The sequence below is a fragment of the Streptomyces ipomoeae 91-03 genome (genome assembly GCF_000317595.1).
Classification (GTDB): Bacteria; Actinomycetota; Actinomycetes; order Streptomycetales; family Streptomycetaceae; genus Streptomyces; species Streptomyces ipomoeae.
On sequence record NZ_AEJC01000686.1, the window covers coordinates 1 to 17,614 of the forward strand.

Consider the following 17,614-nt stretch of genomic DNA (forward strand, 5'->3'; position numbering starts at 1 on the left):
CCCCCCACCCGATTCCCGAACACCAGCCGCGCCCCCAACAACCGCGCCTGCCCCACAGCAATCGTCAACCCCAGCCCCGTCCCCGTACGCGCCCCCGTCCGAAACCGCTGCGGCCCCGACGTACGCAACACCGCAAGCAACTCCTCCGAGAACCCGGGCCCTTCATCCCGCACCCGCACCACACCCCCGTCGACCTCGACGGTCACCACCCCACCCCCATGCTTGAGCGCATTACCCGCGAGGTTGGCAAGAATCCGCTCCACCCGCCGGGGATCGGTCTCCACAACCCGATCAGAGACCACCCGCAACCGCACGCACCGCTCCCCCGAGCCCACCACGTCCGTACTCTCCGCCACCCCCGAACCCACCACGTCCGCGCTCTCCGCCACCCCCGAACCACCCCGCACCGCCTCCACGGCCCGCCGAGCCAGCACACTCACCTGCCGCTCCTCCACATCGACCCGCGCGGCACGCGCGTCCAGCCGGGCGACCTCCAGCACGTCCTCCACCAGCCGCTGCAGATTCCCGGCCCCGTTCCGCACGAGGTCGGTCGCCTGCCCCGGCGGCAGCAAGGAGGCCGCGGTGAGCACCCCGGCGACAGGCGTACGCAGTTCATGGGCGATGTCGGCGGTGACCCGCCGCTCCGCCTCCAGCCGCCCCCCGAGCGCGTCGGCCATGGCGTTCACGGACATCGCGAGCCGCGCGATCTCGTCCGTGCCGGTGGACGCGACCCGCGCGTCGAGGTCCCCGTCCGCGATGCTCTCCGCGGTGACGGCGGCCCGAGTGGCCCGCCGCCCCATCCGCGCCCCCAGCAGCAGCCCGCCCACCGAGGCGACAACGGTCGCGAGCCCTCCGGCGACCCACAGCGCCCGGTCCAGATCGGTGAGCGCACCGGCCTCACGCCGATAGGAACGACGCACCGCGAGCACATGCCGGTCGGACACCCGCCCCGCGGCCCACAGCACCGGCGGACCATCGCCCCCACGGGCGTCGGCGTCCCCGTTCCCGCCGTCCTCCTGCAGATATGTCACCCGACGCCCGTCCCGCACCGCCATCGCCACCGGCGCGGGCAGATCCGCGGGGTCGAGCCGCCCGTCGTACTCGCCACCGGCCGCGTACTGGGCGGCGGCATTCAACAGCTCGGCGTCCAACTCCCGCCGGGCGGTGTCCAGTTGGTCCCGAGCGACGAGTTGATGCACCAGCCCCCCGACACTCACGGCAACCCCGGCCGCGACCCCGGCGACGACGAGGCTGATCTTCGTACGGAGGTTGCGGGGCCGCCAGAACCGACGGCCGGGCAGAGCGAGCTTCACGGGACTCCTCGGTGGCCGCCTACGGCCTGAGCTTGTATCCGAAGCCGCGAACCGTCTCGATCCGCTCCCGCCCGATCTTGGCCCGCAACCGCTGCACGCTCACGTCCACCACCCGGGTGTCACCCGACCAGGCGTAGTCCCACACCCGCTCCAGCAGCAGATCCCGCGTGAGCACCGTGCCCGGCGCGGCGGCGAACTCGCGCAACAGCTTCAGCTCGGTGGTGGTCAGCGAGAGCACGACCCCGTCCCGGCGCACCTCCAGCGAGGCGGCGTCGAAGGTCACGTCACCGAACCGCAACGACGACGAGGACGCGGCGAAGGACGAAGCCGCCGAAGGAACCGCAGCCGACGCCGAATACGAAGAGGCGGCCGAGCGCGCCCCCACCGACTCCCGCACGCCCCCTCCAACACCCCCGGCGCCCCCGGCGCTCACAGCGGTCCCACCACTCCCGGCACCCGGCTCCCGCCCCGGCAACGGCGTGACCCGGCGCAACAGCGCACGCACGCGCGCGACCAGCACCACTGACCGGGCCATTCGGGTGAGTCGTTCAACACAGCGCACGCACGCGCGCGACCAGCACCCCCACGTCGTACGGCTTGGTGACGTAGTCGTCCGCGCCGGCCTCGAGTCCCAGCACGACGTCGACGGGATCGCTGCGCGCCGACATCAGCAGCACCGGCACCCCGCTCTCCGCCCGGATCCGCCCGGCCAGGGACACTCCGTCGAGCCCGGGCAGCATGACGTCGAGCAGCGCGATGTCGGGTGCCGACTCGCGGAAGAGCCGCAGCCCCTCCAGCCCGTCGGCCGCGGCGGTCACCCGGTAGCCGTGGTCGGCCAGCCCGAGCGAGGTCGCGGTGCGGATCACGTCGTCGTCCTCGACGAGCAGTACGTCGTGCATGGAATCTCCTCCTGGGAAGCAGCGCGTGTCGGGCGACGCCCGGCCGACGCTCGTGAACGGCGGCGGCCGGTCGTCGGCGTCAGCTGTCGGGCACGTGCAGTCCCATGTCCTCCAGACCGGGCTCCGCCCAGGTGGGCGTCCGCGCGCCGCGCGCCGCCCGCAGGGACGCGTGGCGGTAGTACGCGGCATGCGCCCGGCGCGTGAGATCACCGAGGACGAGAGTGACGCGATAGCTGGGGATCCCGTCATCCGTGCACCCGGAAGAACAGCTCATGTCCCAGGAGAAGCCATTCGCGACCGCTTGGTTGCTTCCCCACCCCTTCCAGGTGAGATGGCTGAGCCAGGTGTTGGACGTGAGGGAGAACGAATCGGGCTTCTCCTGCGGCACCGACTCGTAGTCCAGGACGTACGCGCTGCCGCGCCACGGAATGGCGGTGGGCGCCGCGCCCTCGACCCGGACACCCCCGGAGACCCCGGAGACCCCGGAGACCCCGCACCCGGCGACGACCAGGCACAGGACGGCCATCAGGGCCCCCGACGCCGGACGTGAAGCTGAACCGGGCAAATCCGCCACCTCTTCCCCAGATCCCCGGAAGAGCAAATGTACGGACAACACCACCGGCCCGGCACGTCACGTGGCGATGCTCACAGCCCCACCCGCCCCGCTGCCTCTTACCAGCCGGTAGCGATCGTCCATGATGAGCCAATGCTCAGGTTCATGCCCGTAGGCGACTCCATGACGATCGGCAGCGCGGGCGAACACACATGGCGCTACCGGCTCTGGCAGCACCTGCGCACGACGTACGGCGGTCCGTTCAAGATCGTCGGCCCGCGCGAGACCCTCTACGACAAGGCGACGAACGCCCCCACGTCGTACGAGTACGCCGACCCCGACCCCCGCTTCCCACGCGCCCACCTGGCCGGCTGGGGCGAGGGCTGGCTCCACATGGCCCCGCTGATCGCCGACGCCGTCCGCGACCACCGCGCGAACGTCCTCCTGATCTCCCTCGGCCTCATCGACCTGGGCTTCTACACGGACGCCGAGCAGACCGCCGAGAACGCCCACCGCTTCATCACCGCCGCCCGCGAGGCCGACCCACGCCTGCGCATGGTCGTACTCCCGGTCATCCCGAACGTCCGCGCCGAGACCGACGCCCCCTTCGCAGCCCAGGTCGCCCGCTTCAACGAACTCCTGGCCAAGACGATCGCCGACCTCGACGAACCCCGCTCCCCCCTCCTCCTCGCCTCGCCGCCCCCCTCGTACGACATCCACCACGACACCTACGACGGCACGCACCCCAACACCACCGGCGAGCACAAGATCGCGGCGGCCTTCGCGAACGCGATGCACGAGGCCTGGGACCTGACCGACCCGTACGAGCTGCCGTAGCCCCCCGTACCTCACCTACGCCCGGCCCCATGTCGCGGCCCAGACTTCGTCATGCGTGCCGTCCGTGTCCTGGTCGCCGTGCGTATCGTTGTACTGCGCGGCTGTGCTCGCCCGAGGCAGCGGGGGAGGAGCGCCACGATGACCGTCCTTGACGACAGGATCGCGATGGCCCAGAGCGACAACACGCGCCAGCTCGACGAGATGTTCGAACGGCTCGAGAAGATGCCCGTCCCCGAGGGATACAAGGTCGAGATCGTCGAGGGGACCGTCTATATGTCGCCGCAGCGGGACGTGCACTGGGAGACCATTCTCATGGTCATCGATGCGGTCAGGGATCGCCTCGGACGACGCTCGAAGGTGTTCTCGGACGTCCGCATCGACTTCCCCGGTCGCCTGAACGGCCTCGCCCCGGACGTGGCCAAGCTGCGTGACGGCGCCGAGAAGGACCCCGAGGGCCGCTGGCGCCACGAGGACGTCGAATTCATCGCCGAGGTCATCTCCAAGGACACGGCCAAGAACGACTACGGCCCCAAGAAGACCGCCTACGCCGTCGCCGAAGTCCCCGTCTACCTCATCGCCGACCCCTACCAGGGCAAGTGCCACCTCTACACCCAGCCCAAGGACGGCGAGTACCTCACCGAAACCTCCGTCGTCTTCGGGACGGACGTCGACATGACCACGACCCTCCTCGACCTCACCCTCAAGACCGACGAGTTCCCCCGCGGCTGACCCCCTCAAGCCGCCGCTCGGGTTAGATGGACCGGGTGAGGCGGAAGGGGCAGGAGTCGCGGACCGGGGCGGGGCTGGGCCGGGAGTTTCGGTGGCTCTGGGGGGCGTACGCGGTCAGTACGTGCGGTACGTGGCTGGCGTTCGACGCGTTCCCGCTGATCGCGGTGCTGATCCTGGACGTCGGCCCGACGCAGGTCTCGGCGCTCGCGGCCATCGGTCTGGCGGTCGGCGCGGTGGTGGCGGTGCCGCTGGGCCCCTGGGTGGAGTTCCGCCGCAAACGCCCGGTGATGATCGCGATGGACCTCGTCCGCTGCGCCGCGCTGCTGACCATCCCCGCCGCCTACGCGCTCGACCTGCTCGACTTCACCCAGCTCCTCGTCGTCGCGGTCGTCACCGCCGCCGCCGACATCACCTTCATCGCGGCGAGCGGCGCGTATCTGAAATCCCTCGTCCCACCGCAGCACCTCCTCACCGCGAACGGCCGGTTCGAGGCCACGACCTGGACCGCCACGATGTTCGGCCCGCCCCTCGGCGGCGCCGCGATCGGCCTCTTCGGCCCCATGACCACCCTCGTGGTCAACGCGTTGAGCTTCGTCCTCTCGGCGGCGGGCATCCGAGCGATCGGGGGGACCGGCAGGGCGCGCGTGACAGGTGGGGCCCATGTGACCAGTGGGACGGGCGAAGCCGGTGGCAAGGAGCCGCATCAAACGCGACCGGGCCCGGAAACCGACGGCCCGGAAGCCGGCAGCCCCGAGGCCGACGGCCGACCCCGCCCGCGCCCCCGCCCCCACGACCGCCTCCGCCCCGGCGACCTCCTCGAAGGCTGGCGTCACCTCCTCACCAGCCCGTCCCTGCGCCCCCTCTTCCTCAACACCGTCCTCGTCAACGGCCTGATCATGGCGACCGCACCGCTGCTGCTCATCCTCATGGTCGGCGAACTCGGCTTCTCCCCCTGGCAGTACGGCCTCGCCTTCGCGGTCCCCTGCACCGGCGGTCTGATCGGCTCCCGCCTCTCCCGACGGCTGGTCGCCCGCCACGGTCAGCGAAGGGTGCTGCTGACCGCCGGGGCGCTGCGGGCGTGCTGGCCGCTGGGGCTGGTGTTCGTCCACCCCGGGGTCAGCGGCCTCGTCCTGGTCATGACCGTGGAGCTCGGCCTCATCACCTGTGCGAGCGCGTACAACTCGGTGATGACCACGTACCGCCTCAACGAGACCCCGCCGGACCGAGTGACCCGCACCCTGTCCGCCTGGTCCATCACCGGCAAACTCACCACCGCCGCCCTGACCGCCCTCTGGGGCCTGCTGGCCACCGCCACGGGCCCCCGCCCGGCGATCGCCCTGGCCGGTGTCCTCCTCCTGGCGACCCCGCTCCTCCTCCCCCGAAAGCAGCCGACGCGCCCCGCGCACGACAACTCCCCGACCACCGCCTGAGACCGAGCGCGGCGACGAACGCCGAGAACGTGGGGGCCACGACCCGCCACGCGCACCGCCGGGGGTCGGCCCCGTACCTCACGGAAGAGGCCGGAGCACCCGTCGTCGGCGAACATGTCCATCGAGGGGGACTGCCGCTCCCTCTCCGCCGGGGTGCCGCAGAAGTGGAGCGGATCCTCGAACCACGGGATCACCCGCCCCACCTCCGCGTCCCCCGGATGCGCACGACAGGGCCCACGCGACCGCACGGATCGGAGCACGGGTCAGAACATCGTGTTGTCGTTCGCCGAAGTCTCCGGCACGTCCTGGATCACGTCCCAGTGCTCGACGATCTTTCCGTTGCGCACCCGGAAGAGGTCGACGATGGCCTGGCCGCGCTCGCCCGGGGCGTTGACGTAGTGGCTGTGGACGGCCACCAGGTCGCCCTCGGCGATGACCCGCTTGCGCGAGACGGACAGCTGCGGGAACTGCTGGAAGTAGGCGCCCAGTCCGGCCTTCGCACCGTCGACGCCGTTGGGGATCGTCGGGTTGTGCTGCTGGTACTCGGGCCCCCAGTACTTGTCGATGGCCGAGATGTCCTTCCGTACCAGCAGCCGGTCGAACGCCTTGGTGACCAGCTTCTGGTTGTACGAGGTCAGCCACGCCGGCCCGGGCTTGTCGGTGCGCGGCGAAGTGACCGTGGAGAACATGTCGTTGCCGTTCGCGGAGGACTCGGGCACGTTCTGCAGCACGTCCCAGTGCTCGGCGATCCGTCCGCCCTGGAAGCGGAAGATGTCGAAGACGGCGGAGCCCCGACTGCCGGGCGTCAGCACGATGTTGGAGTGGACGATGACCAGGTCTCCCTGGGCGATGACCCGCTTGACGTCGTACTTCAGGTCGGGGAACTGCTGCGTGACCGCACCCGCGAGCCCCTTCAGCGTCTCCGCCCCGTCCGGCGCGGACGGGTTGTGCTGGATGTAGTCCGGCCGTACGTAACGGTCCACGACCTTGGTGTCCCCGTCCTCGAACACCCCCTTGAGGACGCGTACGGCGACGGCCTTCTGGTAACCGAGCCGCGAGGCGTTCCCGTACGAGGCTCGCTCCATGGTGGCGGTGGCGGCCGTGTTGGCGGCCGGGGCCGCGACCGCCGGTACTACGGCGACGGTCGACGTCAGCGCGACCGCCGCGAGGGCGGCGACAAGGGTCCGGCGGACAGGCGTGGTGGGGGTCACGATGCTCCCATCAGAAGCGGAATCAGCTTGAACTTTCAAGCTATGACTTTCCAAAGGAAAGCACTAACCACCAGTTAGCGTCAAGGGCCAAGATCGAGCGCCCACCATCCGAACCGCCTTGCCTAGAGTCCACTCCACGCCCTTGGCTTAGGAGCCATGAAGTACACACAGCTCGGACGCACGGGACTCAAGGTCAGCCGGATCGTTCTCGGCACGATGAACTTCGGTCCACAGACGGACGAAGCGGACAGCCACGCGATCATGGACGCGGCGCTGGACGCGGGGATCAACTTCTTCGACACGGCGAACGTGTACGGCTGGGGCGAGAACAAGGGCCGTACGGAATCGATCATCGGCAACTGGTTCGCCAAGGGCGGCGACCGGCGCGACAAGGTCGTCCTCGCCACCAAGGTGTACGGCAACATGGGCGTGGACGGCGAGGCCTGGCCCAACCACGACAAGCTGTCCGCGCTGAACATCCGGCGCGCGGTGGACGCGTCGCTCAAGCGGCTCCAGACCGACTACATCGACGTCTACCAGTTCCACCACATCGACCGCGCCACTCCCTTCGAGGAGATCTGGCAGGCGATCGACGCGCTCGTCCAACAGGGGAAGATCCTCTACGCCGGGTCCAGCAACTTCCCCGGCTACAAGATCGCCCAGGCCAACGAGGTCGCGGCCCGCCGTGGCGGCACCATCGGCCTCGTCAGCGAGCAGTGCCTCTACAACCTCGCCGAGCGCCGCGCGGAGATGGAGGTCATCCCGGCCGCGCAGGAGTACGGCCTCGGGGTCATCCCCTGGTCGCCGCTGCACGGCGGGCTGCTCGGCGGTGTGATCAAGAAGGAGGTCGAGGGCGGACGCCGGGCGAGCGGCCGGGCCGCCGACGCCCTCGCCGACCCCGCCATCCGCGCCCAGATCCAGTCGTACGAGGACCTGCTCGACAAGCACGGCGTCGAACCCGGCGAAGCCGCCCTCGCCTGGCTCCTCACCCGGCCCGGCGTCACCGGCCCGATCGTCGGCCCGCGCACGGCGCAGCAGCTCACCTCCGCACTCCGCGCGGCCGAACTGGAGCTCTCCGACGAACTCCGCACCGGCCTCGACGAGATCTTCCCGGGCCCGGGCCCGTCCCCGGAGGCCTTCGCCTGGTAGCAGCCGGGCGTCGCGCGGGAACACCGGAACAGGTGCGCTCCGGCCCGCTCGGACTCCCTCCGCGCGGGCCGGTCGCCGCATGTCGCCCGGCCCCGGCCCGCGCCGAAACGCCGGTCACGGCTGAACGCGACGGCTACTTGCCCACGGCCGCCGCGACAGCCACAACCGCGAACATCAGCACAAGCACACCGGCCATGATCCGGTTACGGGTCTTCGGGTCCACCCATCGAGCCTAACCGCCCGCCTCCAGCGCCCACCGCCCGACCACCTCGTACCGGGGCTGCTCCCCCGGCACCCCGGAGACCGGCAGATTGCTGCGCACCAACACGAGGTCGGACACGGTCCACGTACGCCCGACGAACGCGTCGAGGCCGTCGACGTACGCCCGTACGTCGACGGCCTCCCGGCCACGGGCCACAGTCAGGTGCGGCCGATACCGCCGGTGCTCCCCCATGGGCACCCCGGCCTTCCGCGCCGCGGCCTCCGCCCGATCGGCGAGCAACCGCAACGCGTCCAGGTCCCCCTCGGCCCCCACCCACAACGCCCGCCCCCGCCCGAACTGCCCCCCGCCCCGCAGGGCCAGCGGAAACGCCCCGCTCCGCCCCGCGACCCGCTCCAACCGCCGCGACAGCTCCGGTACGAGGTCGTCGTCGACCTCCCCGTAGAAGGCGAGGGTGAAGTGCCACCCGGCGGCCTCGGTCCAGCGCAGCCGCTGCGCACCACCCCGGCCTTTCAACTCCGCGACAACCCGCCCGAGTTCATCAAGGACGTCATCGGGCGGGACCACAGCGGCAAAGAGTCTCATACAGCCACTTTCGCAGCTGGGTCCGGCCGGGGCGCGCCCTTGAAGGGCGCGGGGCTGTGACATATGCGGCTCCGCCGCGTGGGCGCGACAAGCCACGACCAAGCCGCAGACGCCCAGCAGTCAGCCAGAGGTCGACACGGACACCGGCTCCGCGGGCGACACCCGCTCCGCGCGCGGCGCCGGAACGAACCGAACCCGGGGATGCCCCTGATCCCACCCCACCGACAGCCGCAACCCACCGGCCCTGACCAGCACCAGCCCCACGGCGATCGCGGCCACCGTGGAGATGACGCCACCGGCGACGAACCCGACACGGGGCCCGTACGCGTCGGTGACCCAGCCGGCGATCGGCGCGCCCAGCGGCGTACCGCCGAGGAAGACCATCATGTAGAGGGCCATGACGCGCCCGCGCATGACGGGGTCGGTGTTCATCTGGATGGCCGTGTTGGTGGTGACGTTCACCGTGAGGCCGAACATCCCGATGGGGACCATGAGCAGCGCGAAGATCCAGTACGCCGGTGCCAGCGCGGCCACGATCTCCAGCACACCGAAGGCGAGCGCGCCGGCGATCAGCACACGCAGCCGGGCGGTGCCGCGTCGGGCGGCGAGCAGGGCGCCGGAGACGGAGCCGACCGCCATGAGGGTGTTGAAGAGGCTGTACGTACCGGCGCCGGTGTGGAACACGTCGTCCGCGTAGGCCGAGAGCCAGACGGGGAAGTTGAAGCCGAAGGTGCCGATGAACCCGACGAGGACGATGGGCCAGAGCAGTTCGGGGCGCCCGGCGACATAGCGCAGGCCCTCGCGGAGCTGGCCCTTCTTGCGCGGTGCGCGGCGGGCGGGGTGCAGCTCGCGGGTCCGCATCAGCAGCAGGCCGGCGATGGGGGCGACGAAGGAGAGGCCGTTGTAGAGGAAGGCCCAGCCCGTGCCGACGGTCGTGATCAGCACACCGGCGACGGCGGGACCGACCAGGCGGGCGGACTGGAAGTTCGCGGAGTTGAGGCTGACCGCGTTCTGCAGTTGCTCGGGGCCGACCATCTCCGACACGAACGACTGCCGGGCCGGGTTGTCGACGACGGTGGCCATCCCCACGGCGAAGGCGGCGACGTACACATGCCAGACCTGTACGTGCCCGGAGAGCGTCAGCGCGGCGAGGGCGAGCCCGGTCACGGCCATCGACGTCTGCGTCACGAACAACAGCCGCCGCTTGGGAAACCGGTCGACCAGCACCCCGCCGTACAGCCCGAACAGCAGCATCGGCAGAAACTGCAAGGCCATGGTCACACCGACCGCCGTGGACGATCCCGTCAAGCTCAGCACCAGCCAGTCCTGAGCGATCCGCTGCATCCACGTACCGATGTTCGACACCACCTGCCCGACGAAGAACAGCCGGTAGTTCCTGATCCGGAGCGAACGGAACATGGAGGCCCGCTCACGGGCGCCGGAGGCGACCGGCGGCGAGTCCGAGGCGACCGGCGGCGGGTCGGAAACCGTGGCGGCGGCGGCGTCAGAAGCCGTCTCGGAGGTGGAAGCCATCATCACGTCGGTCGGCGCCGAGCCGTCGGTATCCGGCGGTGCTTCGGGGACGCCCGGCTTGGGCGGAGCCTCGTGCGTGGGCGTCGGTGCGGGGGCGGAAGGTGCTCCGGGTCCCGTACTCAAAGGGGTTCGCCTCCTTGCGTGACACACATGAACGTCCTGCGGTTGCGTAAGCCTCACTGCTCCTGTTCTGTCTGCTGGTTTCGGGGGCCGGCCATGCCCGCTCCACCACGGCGCACGGTCTGCAGGCGGGGCGTACCGACGTCCGCCCTGGCGCATCGGAGGACTCCGGCGCACCCAGGCACTCAGCGATCCCTACGCGACCGGGGGTGTGCGACCGGCACAACAGCCCCCCGCGAGCCCACCGCCGGCCCCCGGGGTCAGAGATGCGCCAGCTTCTCCAGCACCGGTGCCGCGGTCCGCAGCGCGGCCCACTCCTCCTCGTCCAGGCCCTCGACCAGGGACGCGAGGAACGCGTTGCGCTTGCGGCGGCTCTCCTCGAGCATCGCCTCGGCCCGCTCGGTCTGGGAGACCACCTTCTGCCGCCGGTCCTCGGGATGCGGCTCCAGCTGCACCAGCCCCTTGCTCTCCAGCAGGGCGACGATGCGGGTCATCGACGGCGGCTGCACATGCTCCTTGCGGGCGAGCTCACCGGGTGTGGCGCTGCCGCAGCGGGAGAGGGTGCCGAGCACCGACATCTCGGTCGGGCTCAGCGACTCGTCGACCCGCTGGTGCTTGAGCCGACGGGACAGACGCATCACGGCGGACCGCAACGCGTTCACGGCGGCCTCGTCGTCGATGGGGGTCCCCCCAACTCGAGCGGAGTCGAGAGCTTGGGGGCGGGTTAGGTCAGGCATGTTCTTTAGCGTAACTCATTACTCTCGCTAAAGACCACCGGAATGGCAGGACCGCCCCCGTGAGCCCCACCACTCACCCGCCCCCAACAACCTCCCATCACTCATACGAGTGACTAATACGCAGAACCCCGTACGACGACCCAGAACACCCTGACCCTCGTACACATGGGGACCACTGTGCTCAGCCTGCGGATAGACGGGGAACTGCTCGACCGGCTCCGGAACCACGCGGCGAAAAGAGGGATGAGCGTCCAGGACTACGTGGTCCGGACGCTCATCCGCGACGACTTCGACCAGCGATTCCAGACCGCCGTCGAGAGGACGGAGAAGTTCTACGACGTCACGTGAGGCCGTGGGCGCACTCCACCGCCGCCGCGCCGAACACCGCCGCGCCACCACCACATACATCACGACCGGAACCTCACGGCCCCACCCGCCGTCGAGGTAACCGGTCGCGCCGAGCTGGAGCGACATACTCGTAAGCTGTGCCCCATGGCGAAGTGGACCCCCAAGCACGAGGCACCGGAGCCCCTGGAAGGCCCTGTCGTGCCGACCATCACCGGCGGCACGATCCTCTGGTTCGTCCTCTTCGTCGTACAGATCCCGTTCTACGGCTGGTACGACGACCGTGACCTCACCTGGTGGCTGTGGACATGCCTGGCCGGGGGCGGCCTCGGGCTCATCGGCATCTACTACGTACGCCGGCGGGACGCGGCCATCAAGCGGGACGCCGCGCGCAGGGCCGAGGCCGACACGGGCGACGTGACGCCGGTCGAGCCCGTCGAGTAACAGCGTCTTCGGTGCACTCGGCGGGTGAAGGTCCACATCCGCACGTACCGTCGATTGCATGACGCACATCGACGCGGGCACCGACCTCGACCCTGTGCACTCCACGCCTGCCCCGGCCACGTACGCCAAGACGGCCACGGGGCGGGCGCTCGGTCTGAGGGCCGCCGAGGTGGCCGAGCGGGTGGCCCGCGGCGAGGTGAACGACGTCCCCGTACGGAGCAGTCGCTCCACGGTGGACATCGTCCGCGCGAACGTGTTCACCCGGTTCAACGCGATCATCGGTGTGCTGTGGCTGATCATGCTGTTCGTCGCGCCGATCCAGGACAGCCTGTTCGGTTTCGTGATCCTGGCCAACACGGGCATCGGGATCATCCAGGAGTGGCGGGCGAAGAAGACTCTGGACTCGCTCGCGCTGATCGGGGAGGTCCGGCCGACCGTACGGCGGGACGGGGTGGCCGCCGAGGTCGGCACCTCCGAGATCGTGCTGGGGGATCTCATCGAGATCGGACCCGGCGACAAGATCGTCGTGGACGGCGAGTGCGTCGAGACGGACGGGCTGGAGATCGACGAGTCGCTGCTCACCGGTGAGGCCGACCCGGTCGTGAAGCAGCCCGGGGACCAGGTGATGTCGGGCAGTTTCGTGGTCGCGGGGGGCGGGGCGTTCACGGCGACGAAGGTCGGCCGGGAGGCGTACGCGGCGCAGCTCGCCGAGGAGGCGTCCCGCTTCACCCTCGTCCACTCGGAGCTGCGCTCCGGTATCTCCACGATCCTCAAGTACGTGACGTGGATGATGATCCCGACCGCGATCGGCCTGATCATCAGCCAGCTGGTGGTGAAGGAGAACGAACTGCGGGACTCCGTCGCCCGTACGGTCGGCGGCATCGTCCCCATGGTCCCCGAGGGGCTGGTCCTGCTGACCTCCGTCGCCTTCGCGATCGGGGTGATCCGCCTCGGCCGGAAACAGTGCCTGGTGCAGGAACTGCCGGCCATCGAGGGTCTCGCCCGCGTCGACACCGTGTGCCTGGACAAGACGGGCACGCTCACCGAGGGCGGCATGAACGTCACCGAGCTGCGCCCCCTCAACGGCATCGACGAGTCGTACGTACGACAGGTCCTCGGCGCGCTCGGCGAGTCCGACCCCCGCCCGAACGCCTCCCTCCAGGCCATCATCGACGCCTACCCGGACAGCGAGGAGTGGCGCTGCACGGAGTCGCTGCCGTTCTCCTCGGCCCGCAAGTACAGCGGAGCGTCCTTCAGCGAGGGCAACGGCGAGTCCAGCACCTGGCTGCTCGGCGCCCCCGACGTCCTCCTCCCGGACGACGACCCGACCCTCCCCGATACCGAACGCCTGAACGAGGAGGGTCTACGGGTCCTGCTGCTGGCCCGAGCGACCCGGGAGCTCGACGACCCCGAGATCGCCCTCGGCACCCACCCCACCGCCCTCGTCGTCCTCGAACAGCGGCTGCGTCCGGACGCCGCCGACACCCTGCGCTACTTCGAGGAGCAGAACGTACGGGCCAAGGTCATCTCCGGTGACAACGCGGTGTCGGTCGGCGCGGCGGCCGGGAAGCTGGGGCTGACGGGAGAGGTCGTCGACGCCCGCCGGCTCCCCGCCGAACACGACGAAATGGCGCGGGCCCTGGACTCCGGCACCGTCTTCGGCCGCGTCACCCCGCAGCAGAAGCGGGACATGGTCGGCGCCCTCCAGTCCCACGGCCACACGGTGGCGATGACGGGCGACGGCGTGAACGACGTGCTGGCCCTGAAGGACGCCGACATCGGGGTGTCGATGGGCTCGGGCTCGGAGGCCACTCGTGCCGTCGCCCAGATCGTGCTGCTGAACAACAGCTTCGCGACGCTGCCGTCGGTGGTGGCGGAGGGCCGCCGGGTGATCGGCAACATCACCCGGGTCGCGACCCTGTTCCTGGTCAAGACCGTGTACTCGGTCCTGCTGGCGCTCCTGGTGGTCTGCTGGCAGGTGGAGTACCCCTTCCTCCCCCGCCACCTGACCCTCCTGTCGACGCTGACGATCGGCGTCCCGGCCTTCTTCCTGGCGTTGGCCCCCAACACGGAACGGGCGAAACCGCACTTCGTACGAAGGGTGATGCGCTACGCGATCCCGGGGGGCGTCCTCGCGGCCCTGGCGACCTTCGCCACCTACCTGATCGCCCGCCACCACTACTCGGGTGAAGGCTCGCTGAGTGCCGAGACGAGCGTCGCCACCCTCACCCTCTTCCTCATCTCCCTGTGGGTCCTGGCGATCATCGCCCGCCCGTACACCTGGTGGCGCCTCGCCCTGGTCGCCGCGATGGGCGTCGGCTTCCTGCTGGTCCTCGTGGTCCCCTGGCTCCAGGACTTCTTCGCCCTGCGTCTGGTCGGTACGACGATGCCGTGGACGGCGGTGGCCATCGCGGCGGGGGCCGCGGCGGTCCTCGAGTTCCTGTGGAAGTGGGTGGACCACCGCTTCCCGGCGTAGCGAGCAGACCTCGCGGGGCTACTTCACGTCGACGTAGTCGCCGGTGGCCTTGGCCGCGGAGTTGGTGGCGTCGCCGGCGTAGGTCCAGCGCCAGTAGCCGTCGGCGGTGGCCTTGACGGTGGTCTTCAGGGCGCCCGTGGAGGACGACTTGATCGTCTTGACGGTGTTGTACGTGCTGCTGCCCTTCTTGCGGAACTGCAGCTTCACCGACCGGCCGGCGTACGGGACGGTCCTGTCGGCGAACCAGTCGGCGTGGATGAGCTTGCCGGTGACGGTGAGCTTGGCGTTCTTCTTCACCGGTTCCGGGGCGGCGTTGACGGAGAGCTTGGCGAGCCGTCTGATCCGGAAGGACTCGGCCGTGTCCGAGAAGAAGCTGTTGCCGTCGTTGGCGTCGACATCGGCCTGGACGTACCAGGTGCCGGCCGCCTCGTTGAGGAGCAGGTCACCCTGCTGGGACACCGTGAACCGTGCGGTGCACGTCCTGGTGGCCCCACCGGCGGAGGCGCAGGTCACGCCCCGGTCGGGGGACCTGATGACGGTACCCGGGAACCGTACGCGCAGCTCCATCCCCTTGATACCGGAGTCGTCCCGAGCGGTGACGGACACGTTGAAGGTCTTGGAGCCGTTGATCCCGATGGCGAAGTCACCGCCTCCGCCGACGACGACATCGGTGATCACCGTGTCGCCGTCGGCGTGCGCGGACGGAGCGGCGAGAGCGCAGAGGCCGAGGGCACAGGACAGGGCGACGGACAACGATCGAATACGCATGCGGGGCAGCATGGCAGCGAAATGACCGAAGTGGTCGCCCTGCCGAGGAGTTACGTAGTGGATTGCGTACTCTCACCGACAACCGGTGATCGCCGGCCCACCGCGACGGCTACTGCACGTCGACGTAGTCGCCCGTGGCGTTGACCGAGGCGGTCGTGCTCGTGCCCGCGAAGCTGAGGCGCCAGTAACCGTCGTATGTCGCGGTGCCGGTGGCCTTCACATTGCCGTACGCGTCCGAGTAGACGGTCTTGATGGTCGTGTACGTGGTGGTGCCGGCCTTGCGGAACTGCAGCTTCACCGGCTGGTTCGCGAAGCCCTTGTAGGTGAGGCTCTGCCAGTCGGCGCGGGTGAGCTTGCCGGTGGTGGTGACGGTCTTGCCCTTGGCGACGGGCTCCGGCCCGGCGTTGGCGGTGAGCTTGGCGAGTCGCCGGATGGAGGTGGAGGCGAGGTCGCCCTGCTCCTTGTAGCCGACCTTGCTGTAGTCGATGCTGCTGCTGGTCGGGTCCTGCCCGTTGAACGCGACGGCGTCGGCGGCGGCCTTCCAGGTGCCCGCCTGCGAGTTGAGCAGCTCGCCCTCGGCGGGACGGATGTCGATCGTGCCCTTGCAGGTCTCCGTCGTGGACGAGGTGGTGGTGCAGGTGGCGAAGTCGTCACCGTAGAGCTGCGGGGTGCTGTCGTCGCCGAAGGTGCCCCGGTACAGGAACGGCTCGGTGTAGAAGTCGCTCGCGGTGGTGTTGACGGTGGAGTCATGGGTCAGCGTGTAGCTGACCGGCACGCTGATCGTCCCTCCGACTCCGACCTTGATCGACGTGGTGATCTTGAAGTTGGAGAAGCTGACCTTCAGCGTGTACGGCGTCCCGCTCGTCGCGGCCGAGTCGGCGGCCTGCGCGGCCGGGGCGACCAGAGCGGAGGTGCAGGCCAGGGCGCCGACAACGGCAGCCACAGTGGCTCTTGTGCGCATGTGTTTCCCCAGGTGGAGAAGAGTTGATCATGGGGCCTGTTGGCCCAGAAGATCTGACCACGGGTTCACCCGACCCAATCCACCCCGCACATGAATTTGGCCCCCGCATGCGCACTCTTGATCGACGTATACGGAACCTTTGGCCCCGGCCTTACCAAATCCATGCACAACCCATGAAAAGGCGCCGGCCCCGGGAAACCCGGAGCCGACGCCCATCACCCTTGCCGCTCGGCTCAGCCGGTGCGGCCGACTGCCCGGCGGCTTTGACGGCGGCCTACTTCACGTCGATGGCGTCCGCCGCGGAGGTCGCGGTCGACGTGCCGTTGCTGCCTGCGAAGACGAAGCGGTAGGAGCCGTCGGCGGTGGCCTTGACGGTGGTCTTCAGGGCGCCCGTGGAGCTGGACTTGACGGTCTTGACGTCCTTGTAGGTGGACGTGCCCTTCTTCTTGAACTGCAGCTTCACCGGCTGGCCGGCGTAACCGGGGGTCTTGTTGGTGTCCCAGTTGGCGCGGGTCAGCTTGCTGGTGACCGTGATGGTCCTGCCCTTCCGGACCGGCTCCGGGGAGGCGTTGGCGCCCGTGAGCTTCGCCTGGCGCTGGACCTTGACGGTGCCGAGCTTGCCCTGCCAGGTCTGGCCCAGCTCTTCGCTGTCCACGTCGCCCTGAAGGGCGAGACCGCCCACCTTCCAGGTGCCGGCCAGGGAGTTGGCGAGGTTGCCGTCGGCCGGCTTGATGTCGATGACGGCCTTGCAGCTGGCGGCGGTCGAGGAGGTGTCGACGCAGGTCGCCGCGTCGTCGCCGAAGAGCACCGGCTCCTTGAAGTCCTCCATCACCGAGGTGGGCATCGACTTGTAGTACAGGAACGGCCCGTTGAGGAAGGTCTTGGAGGTGACGTCGAGGTTCGCGGCGTGCTTGAGGGTGTAGGTGACCGGCACCTTCACGTGCTTGGTCGCGCCCACGACGATCGGCTTGCCGCCGTTCACCTTCATGTTGACGAAGGTGACATCGGGGTTCGCCACGGTCGCGTCGGCCGCGGTGGCCGCGCTGAACGCCGACGGTCCGGTACCGGCGGAGACCGCCGCCGCCCAGGTCGGGGAGGTGCCGAGACCGTCCGCCGAGTCACCGGCGGCGTACGCGGCCGGGACGGCGAAGGCGGACAGGGCGAGGACGCCGGAGACGGCGACCGCGGTGGCTCGTACGCGCATGCTGTGTTCCCCCTGGTGGAACAGAAGGGCCCGGCGGTCGTCCGCGCGAGGGCCCGGGGTGGCCGCGGGTCTGTCGCCCCGCGTGATGAGGTGCGTCGGG

At 69.8% G+C, this 17,614-nt stretch carries 16 protein-coding genes and 1 pseudogene; 7 read left to right on the forward strand and 10 right to left on the reverse strand.

Annotation, left to right across the window (positions count from 1 at the left end; all coding sequences use genetic code 11):
* The 3 genes and pseudogenes from STRIP9103_RS44910 to STRIP9103_RS44925 all read right to left on the reverse strand — a co-directional run.
* Positions 1-1,313 (reverse strand): sensor histidine kinase (locus STRIP9103_RS44910; RefSeq protein WP_009344231.1); only part of this gene is annotated, 1,313 nt, incomplete at its 3' end.
* A 19-nt stretch (positions 1,314-1,332) separates the two neighbouring features.
* Positions 1,333-2,212: pseudogene (locus STRIP9103_RS53720) on the reverse strand (response regulator transcription factor).
* A gap of 79 nt (positions 2,213-2,291) precedes the next feature.
* Positions 2,292-2,738, reverse strand: a complete 447-nt coding sequence (locus tag STRIP9103_RS44925; protein ID WP_009344238.1) for a hypothetical protein — start codon at positions 2,736-2,738, stop codon at positions 2,292-2,294.
* Positions 2,739-2,918: 180 nt separating this feature from the next.
* Here STRIP9103_RS44925 and STRIP9103_RS44930 point away from each other — a divergent pair, with 180 nt between their 5' ends.
* The 3 genes from STRIP9103_RS44930 (at position 2,919) to STRIP9103_RS44940 (ending at position 5,761) form a co-directional block, all read left to right on the forward strand.
* Positions 2,919-3,602, forward strand: a complete 684-nt coding sequence (locus STRIP9103_RS44930) for a GDSL-type esterase/lipase family protein (protein ID WP_009344255.1) — start codon at positions 2,919-2,921, stop codon at positions 3,600-3,602.
* A 138-nt stretch (positions 3,603-3,740) separates the two neighbouring features.
* Complete coding sequence (locus STRIP9103_RS44935; RefSeq protein ID WP_009344211.1) at positions 3,741-4,331, forward strand: Uma2 family endonuclease; 591 nt, start codon at positions 3,741-3,743, stop codon at positions 4,329-4,331.
* 26 nt (positions 4,332-4,357) lie between these two features.
* The gene (locus tag STRIP9103_RS44940; RefSeq protein ID WP_048822365.1) at positions 4,358-5,761 is read left to right on the forward strand and encodes an MFS transporter; all 1,404 of its coding nucleotides are present in this window, start codon (positions 4,358-4,360) and stop codon (positions 5,759-5,761) included.
* A 263-nt stretch (positions 5,762-6,024) separates the two neighbouring features.
* Here STRIP9103_RS44940 and STRIP9103_RS44945 read toward each other — a convergent pair whose 3' ends face one another.
* Positions 6,025-6,972 carry a nuclear transport factor 2 family protein gene (locus STRIP9103_RS44945; RefSeq protein ID WP_009344253.1) on the reverse strand — a complete coding sequence of 316 codons (948 nt, stop codon included), beginning with the start codon at positions 6,970-6,972 and terminating at the stop codon, positions 6,025-6,027.
* A gap of 156 nt (positions 6,973-7,128) precedes the next feature.
* Here STRIP9103_RS44945 and STRIP9103_RS44950 point away from each other — a divergent pair, with 156 nt between their 5' ends.
* Complete coding sequence (locus STRIP9103_RS44950) at positions 7,129-8,121, forward strand: aldo/keto reductase (RefSeq protein ID WP_009344217.1); 993 nt, start codon at positions 7,129-7,131, stop codon at positions 8,119-8,121.
* Between the two features lie 232 nt (positions 8,122-8,353).
* On the opposite strand, the gene thpR is transcribed toward STRIP9103_RS44950, so the two are convergent.
* From thpR to STRIP9103_RS44965, 3 genes are all read right to left on the reverse strand, one after another.
* Positions 8,354-8,926 (reverse strand): RNA 2',3'-cyclic phosphodiesterase, encoded by a 573-nt coding sequence (gene thpR, locus STRIP9103_RS44955; RefSeq protein ID WP_048822368.1) that lies wholly within the window; start codon positions 8,924-8,926, stop codon positions 8,354-8,356.
* 120 nt (positions 8,927-9,046) lie between these two features.
* Positions 9,047-10,345, reverse strand: a complete 1,299-nt coding sequence (locus tag STRIP9103_RS44960) for an MFS transporter (RefSeq protein ID WP_048822376.1) — start codon at positions 10,343-10,345, stop codon at positions 9,047-9,049.
* 494 nt (positions 10,346-10,839) lie between these two features.
* Positions 10,840-11,316, reverse strand: a complete 477-nt coding sequence (locus STRIP9103_RS44965; protein ID WP_048822370.1) for a MarR family winged helix-turn-helix transcriptional regulator — start codon at positions 11,314-11,316, stop codon at positions 10,840-10,842.
* A gap of 165 nt (positions 11,317-11,481) precedes the next feature.
* Here STRIP9103_RS44965 and STRIP9103_RS44970 point away from each other — a divergent pair, with 165 nt between their 5' ends.
* The 3 genes from STRIP9103_RS44970 to STRIP9103_RS44980 all read left to right on the forward strand — a co-directional run bounded on the left by STRIP9103_RS44970 (position 11,482) and on the right by STRIP9103_RS44980 (position 14,581).
* Positions 11,482-11,664 carry a hypothetical protein gene (locus STRIP9103_RS44970; protein WP_048822371.1) on the forward strand — a complete coding sequence of 61 codons (183 nt, stop codon included), beginning with the start codon at positions 11,482-11,484 and terminating at the stop codon, positions 11,662-11,664.
* Between the two features lie 144 nt (positions 11,665-11,808).
* On the forward strand, positions 11,809-12,105 hold the full coding sequence (locus STRIP9103_RS44975) for a DUF2530 domain-containing protein (protein WP_009344251.1): 297 nt from the start codon (positions 11,809-11,811) through the stop codon (positions 12,103-12,105).
* A 58-nt stretch (positions 12,106-12,163) separates the two neighbouring features.
* The gene (locus tag STRIP9103_RS44980; RefSeq protein ID WP_009344248.1) at positions 12,164-14,581 is read left to right on the forward strand and encodes an HAD-IC family P-type ATPase; all 2,418 of its coding nucleotides are present in this window, start codon (positions 12,164-12,166) and stop codon (positions 14,579-14,581) included.
* An 18-nt stretch (positions 14,582-14,599) separates the two neighbouring features.
* Here the strand turns inward: STRIP9103_RS44980 and STRIP9103_RS44985 are convergent, their stop codons facing one another.
* From STRIP9103_RS44985 to STRIP9103_RS44995, 3 genes are all read right to left on the reverse strand, one after another.
* Positions 14,600-15,349, reverse strand: a complete 750-nt coding sequence (locus STRIP9103_RS44985; protein ID WP_048822377.1) for a hypothetical protein — start codon at positions 15,347-15,349, stop codon at positions 14,600-14,602.
* A gap of 109 nt (positions 15,350-15,458) precedes the next feature.
* The gene (locus STRIP9103_RS44990; RefSeq protein WP_009344213.1) at positions 15,459-16,310 is read right to left on the reverse strand and encodes a hypothetical protein; all 852 of its coding nucleotides are present in this window, start codon (positions 16,308-16,310) and stop codon (positions 15,459-15,461) included.
* Between the two features lie 274 nt (positions 16,311-16,584).
* The gene (locus STRIP9103_RS44995) at positions 16,585-17,514 is read right to left on the reverse strand and encodes a hypothetical protein (protein ID WP_009344223.1); all 930 of its coding nucleotides are present in this window, start codon (positions 17,512-17,514) and stop codon (positions 16,585-16,587) included.
* Positions 17,515-17,614: the final 100 nt, after the last annotated feature.

Excerpts from the sequence above, each read along its gene's own strand:
- STRIP9103_RS44925 (WP_009344238.1), bottom strand. The coding sequence starts at position 2,738 with ATGGCCGTCCTGTGCCTGGTCGTCGCCGGGTGCGGGGTCTCCGGGGTC.
- STRIP9103_RS44930 (WP_009344255.1), top strand. The coding sequence starts at position 2,919 with ATGCTCAGGTTCATGCCCGTAGGCGACTCCATGACGATCGGCAGCGCG.
- STRIP9103_RS44935 (WP_009344211.1), top strand. The coding sequence starts at position 3,741 with ATGACCGTCCTTGACGACAGGATCGCGATGGCCCAGAGCGACAACACG.
- STRIP9103_RS44940 (WP_048822365.1), top strand. The coding sequence starts at position 4,358 with ATGGACCGGGTGAGGCGGAAGGGGCAGGAGTCGCGGACCGGGGCGGGG.
- STRIP9103_RS44950 (WP_009344217.1), top strand. The coding sequence starts at position 7,129 with ATGAAGTACACACAGCTCGGACGCACGGGACTCAAGGTCAGCCGGATC.
- thpR (WP_048822368.1), bottom strand. The coding sequence starts at position 8,926 with ATGAGACTCTTTGCCGCTGTGGTCCCGCCCGATGACGTCCTTGATGAA.
- STRIP9103_RS44960 (WP_048822376.1), bottom strand. The coding sequence starts at position 10,345 with ATGTTCCGTTCGCTCCGGATCAGGAACTACCGGCTGTTCTTCGTCGGG.
- STRIP9103_RS44965 (WP_048822370.1), bottom strand. The coding sequence starts at position 11,316 with ATGCCTGACCTAACCCGCCCCCAAGCTCTCGACTCCGCTCGAGTTGGG.
- STRIP9103_RS44970 (WP_048822371.1), top strand. The coding sequence starts at position 11,482 with ATGGGGACCACTGTGCTCAGCCTGCGGATAGACGGGGAACTGCTCGAC.
- STRIP9103_RS44975 (WP_009344251.1), top strand. The coding sequence starts at position 11,809 with ATGGCGAAGTGGACCCCCAAGCACGAGGCACCGGAGCCCCTGGAAGGC.
- STRIP9103_RS44980 (WP_009344248.1), top strand. The coding sequence starts at position 12,164 with ATGACGCACATCGACGCGGGCACCGACCTCGACCCTGTGCACTCCACG.
- STRIP9103_RS44985 (WP_048822377.1), bottom strand. The coding sequence starts at position 15,349 with ATGCGTATTCGATCGTTGTCCGTCGCCCTGTCCTGTGCCCTCGGCCTC.
- STRIP9103_RS44990 (WP_009344213.1), bottom strand. The coding sequence starts at position 16,310 with ATGCGCACAAGAGCCACTGTGGCTGCCGTTGTCGGCGCCCTGGCCTGC.
- STRIP9103_RS44995 (WP_009344223.1), bottom strand. The coding sequence starts at position 17,514 with ATGCGCGTACGAGCCACCGCGGTCGCCGTCTCCGGCGTCCTCGCCCTG.